Raw genomic sequence first — 3251 nt, 5'->3', positions numbered from 1 at the left:
GTCAGAGATTTATTTAATCTATCATATAGTCTATCTAAATCATTAGTTGCTGTTGTGTTCGTGTTCGAGCTGCCGCTTTGCGCTGGACGATGTTCACGCGATGGGCGCGGCTGTGTTTTTTTGAATAATTTTGTACTGATTGTTACAAAAGTGGGACGTAAAATGAGCCGCAAAGTTATAACCGATTGAAAAATGGGGGTGAGGCATAAGTGAAGACGGGAGAAAGGTGGAGATATAGGAACACACAGAGGATATACAGTGAGGGAAAAGATGAGATTCCGAGGAGCTTTCGAGTAGATTCCGAGGAGTTGTAGAGGAGATGCAGAGAATATATAAAGCAAACACAGAGGATGATTCCTAGGTGAGATGCCTAGAGAGATCCCTGCGCCTAATTTTGTACTAATTGTTACAAAAACAATAGGATAAAGGAGCTGTTTGCATTGCCGCTTGTGATTTATGTATTGGGACTGATGATTTTCTCCATGACGACTTCCGAATTTATGGTGGCGGGAATCATGCCTTCGCTATCAGAGGAGTTTGGCGTATCTGTCGCCGCCATCGGATATCTCATATCCGCTTATGCTGCGGGGATGATTATCGGCGGGCCTCTATTGACAGTCGGATTGTTAAAAGTGCCGCGCAAAAAAGCCTTCCTGGCATTGTCCACCGTGTTTCTGATTGGGCAGACGCTGGGAGCGCTGGCTCCGAACTATGAGCTTATGATGGCGGCCCGGATTATTACCGGGGTTGCTTCGTCGGCCTGCTTCGGCGTGTCCATCGCGATTGCACTCACCTTGGTCCGCCCGGAAGCAAGCGGTCGTGCCGCCTCGATCGTCCTTGGCGGATTGATGGTCGCGACCGCTGTGGGGCTCCCCGCCGCCATGCTGTTTGACCAGTATCTTGGCTGGCGGGCGAGCTTCTGGGCCGTCGTCTTCCTTGTGCTGATTTCGGGAATAATGGGTCTCCTGCTGATCCCGAAATCACCCAAGGAAGAGGCAGAATCGCTCAGTCTCCGCGGCGAACTCGCTGCATTCAAGAACCGGCATTTATGGGCGGCCTTCGCAACCAGCATGCTGATCATCGGGGCGACGTTTGCGGCATTCAGTACTTTTCACCGATACTTACCGATGTAGCGGGCTTCAGCGCATCCATGGTGCCGCTTCTGCTCGGGTTTACGGGGTGGCAACGGTCATCGGCAACACCATCACCGGCAGACTGGCCGACCGGTACATGATGCCGATTATGACCATCGGCCTAGTCGTGCTTACGGGCGCGCTGCTCATGTTCGGCCTATTTGCCGCACACTCGGTCGTTGCGGTTATCGCCGTCATCGTGATCGGCCTGGTCGGGGTCTCCATGAATCCTCCCATGGTGACCCGAGTGGCGAGAGCTTCGAACGGTGGCTCGCTCGTCAATACGTTCCACGTCTCGGTCGTCAATTTCGGCATTGTCGTCGGTTCCACCATTGGCGGGCTCACGATCGATCATGGCTACGGCCTGGCATCACCGTTGTGGGTTGGTGCGGTTCTGGCCGTGCTTGGCCTGCTGTCGCTGGTTCCATATTTGAAAAAGACCCCGGCTCCCGCTGATACCGCAGCGGTTCCGGAAAAAACCTGTGCGTAAGCGTGAAGAACTGGTCCGGTTACGTTGTCTGAGCCTGCAGGTTCCTGCTTCCATCGTTCCTAACGGCTTCAGCCATTTCCATTTATGTCATGAACGGCTACAATAAAGGAAGAGCGAGCAACCGTGATCGTATCTAATTCATATCCAAAGGAGAACCCGTAATTCATGGCAACGATTCGAGAGCTTCTGACGGAAGCGGAACTGCAGGAGGCCGAGCGCAGGAAGCTTCCCATACGCGTGTTTAAAGATGACCATTTGATCGATTCAGATACGCGGATCATCCGGTTCACCGACTCCACGGTGATTACCCAGTCCGGTGTGAGTGATGTTACTTACCACTCGCGTAAAGAATGCCAATTTTATGAGATCCGCAAATAGATTCGATTACATTGCCCGATAAACGCTTAGGCAGAGCCACCAGTGCTCTGCTCAGGCGTTTGTTTTTTTTGGCATCAACCACCCATAGACCGAAATATATATAGCCATGCCGGAATTGATATTATCTTTCGTCTTCAAGCCGCTATAAGATAAAAGTACCGGTCCGGGTTTACAGGCAGGTTACAGGACCTGCGGAAATTTATGAATATGGGGAGAGATCTAGAAATGGAACAATCACACTTGAATATTGGAATCATCCTTGGCAGCACTAGGGAAGGGCGGGTCAGCCCACAGGTCGGAGCATGGCTCAAGGAGCTGGCCGACGGGCGTGGAGATGCGGAGTATCACCTGATCGATTTGGCGGATTATCCGCTGCCGTTCCTCGGACATCCTGGCGGAGAGGACGCCATCCAAAACTGGGCCGCGGTCATCGGTCGCATGGACGGATTCGTGTTCGTCACCGCGGAGTATAATCACAGCATTTCCGGTGTGTTGAAAAATGCGATCGACCTGCTGCGGGATGAGTGGGGGAATAAAGCGGCAGGCATCGTGAGCTACGGGTCCACTGGAGGCGCCCGGGCGGCCGAGCATCTGCGCGGCATTCTTGGGGAGCTGAACGTGGCGGACGTCCGCATTCACCCTACGCTGTCGCTCTTTACCGATTTCGAAAGCTTTAGAACATTCAAGCCGGCCGAGCTGCATCATAAAAATGTCAACGGCATGCTGGATCAGGTGATTGCCTGGTCCACGGCTTTAAAGACGATTCGGGCATAAATTCGATTGGATATGTTGAAAAACGCACAGAGGAAGCGATTAGACGCTGCCTGAGTGCGTTTTTTTGCTGTATCCCCGAGGGTTAAAGGAATTCGCCGCGCTCAGGTGGTCATGGAGTATTGGGTGCTGGGAACATGGAGATCGACTTGCTGCGGACGGTTTACAGCTGATTCTGGGGAATCACGAACAGCCAAGCTGGACTTACGGCGACTTCCTGACCAACTCGATAAAATCGCCGAGCGCCCGGGAGATCCACTTTTTCGGATGGGTCATCAGCTGCAGGCTGAGCCGCAGATCGGGATGACTGAACGGAAGTGGGGCGAGCAGCCCTCTGCGGATTTCATCGTCTGCCGCCATGCGGGGCAAGAGGGAGATTCCTGATCCCGCCATGACGCAGCGTTTGATCGCTTCGGGGTTTCCCAGCTCCAAGCCAAGCCGGCATGGGAGTCCATGCTGCTTCAGAAGCTTCTCCATTA

4 protein-coding genes and 1 pseudogene are annotated in these 3251 nt (G+C 53.1%); 4 read left to right on the top strand and 1 reads right to left on the bottom strand.

The window, feature by feature from the left end:
* From CPT76_RS38375 to CPT76_RS14930, 4 genes and pseudogenes are all read left to right on the top strand, one after another.
* Positions 1 to 189: hypothetical protein (locus tag CPT76_RS38375; protein WP_219845429.1), on the top strand; the 189-nt coding region annotated here is incomplete at its 5' end.
* 251 nt (positions 190 to 440) lie between these two features.
* A pseudogene (locus tag CPT76_RS14940) lies at positions 441 to 1623 on the top strand (MFS transporter).
* Between the two features lie 165 nt (positions 1624 to 1788).
* Positions 1789 to 2001, top strand: coding sequence for a hypothetical protein (locus CPT76_RS14935; protein ID WP_105443454.1), 213 nt, complete (start codon positions 1789 to 1791; stop codon positions 1999 to 2001).
* Positions 2002 to 2226: 225 nt separating this feature from the next.
* Positions 2227 to 2775, top strand: a complete 549-nt coding sequence (locus CPT76_RS14930) for an NADPH-dependent FMN reductase (protein WP_105443453.1) — start codon at positions 2227 to 2229, stop codon at positions 2773 to 2775.
* 201 nt (positions 2776 to 2976) lie between these two features.
* Here the strand turns inward: CPT76_RS14930 and CPT76_RS14925 are convergent.
* On the bottom strand, positions 2977 to 3251 hold a 275-nt coding region (locus tag CPT76_RS14925), incomplete at its 5' end, for a LysR substrate-binding domain-containing protein (protein WP_258168517.1).

Source organism: Paenibacillus sp. AR247 (assembly GCF_002968895.1).
In the GTDB taxonomy this organism is placed as follows: domain Bacteria; phylum Bacillota; class Bacilli; order Paenibacillales; family Paenibacillaceae; genus Paenibacillus_AQ; species Paenibacillus_AQ favisporus.
This window is presented reverse-complemented; position numbering and strand designations above follow the sequence as displayed.

What these genes read in the sequence shown, in the direction of transcription:
- CPT76_RS14935 (WP_105443454.1), top strand. Translation starts at nt 1,789, where the DNA reads ATGGCAACGATTCGAGAGCTTCTGACGGAAGCGGAACTGCAGGAGGCC.
- CPT76_RS14930 (WP_105443453.1), top strand. Translation starts at nt 2,227, where the DNA reads ATGGAACAATCACACTTGAATATTGGAATCATCCTTGGCAGCACTAGG.